At 57.6% G+C, this 786-nt stretch carries 1 protein-coding gene; it reads left to right on the forward strand.

What is annotated here, in order from left to right:
- Window positions 1–146: 146 nt before the first annotated feature.
- Window positions 147–786: type VI secretion system Vgr family protein (locus LGZ98_RS23945; RefSeq protein ID WP_262978752.1), on the forward strand; the 640-nt coding region annotated here is incomplete at its 3' end.

Consider the following 786-nt stretch of genomic DNA (forward strand, 5'->3'; position numbering starts at 1 on the left):
AACCAACAAATTTTGCCGGGGTTATCGCAGGCGCTGCTGGAACGTCTGGCCCATCACGATAAACCGGGCGGGGTGATATTGGGCGCCGATGAAACCGGCGAGATCACCCTGACATTCACTGAAACAGAGCCAACGGAGCGCCCGTCATGAACAACGCCACCCCGGCGATCATCTTTGATCACAGCCGCTACGTACTGAACGTGTGGAAAAATACCGCGCCGCTGGATGTGGTGGCTTTTAGCGGGCAGGAAGCCTTAAGCCGGCCTTTTCGTTACGCCATTGAATTCACCAGCCCGGTGAAGGATATCGAGCCGGCGCGGATGCTGATGCGGGACGCCGCGTTTACCCTGACGTCGCCCGCGATTAATCCGGGGAGGCGGGGCATGCCAATCGTGCCCCCGGCGCCCTTGCGTACGCTATACGGCGTGATCAGCGAATTTAAGCTGCTGTCCACCTCGCGGGATGAAAGCCATTACGCCGTGACCCTGGAGCCGCGGTTGGCCCTGTTGTCGAGAAGCCACCAGACCGCGATTTATCAGCAGATGTCGGTGCCGGAAATCGTGGAAAAAATCCTGCGTGAACGTCACGGTTTTCGCGGCCAGGATTTCTTATTCACCCTGGCGTACACCTACCCGAAGCGGGAGCAGGTGATGCAATACGACGAAGATGACTTGCGTTTTGTGCAACGTCTGCTGGCGGAAGTGGGGATCTGGTACAAACTGACCGCGGACGACCGGCTGAAAATTGAGGTGGTGGAGTTTTACGACGATCAGCGTTACTACCAGT

It is taken from the genome of Photorhabdus kayaii (assembly GCF_025384895.1).
Taxonomy (GTDB): domain Bacteria; phylum Pseudomonadota; class Gammaproteobacteria; order Enterobacterales; family Enterobacteriaceae; genus Photorhabdus; species Photorhabdus kayaii.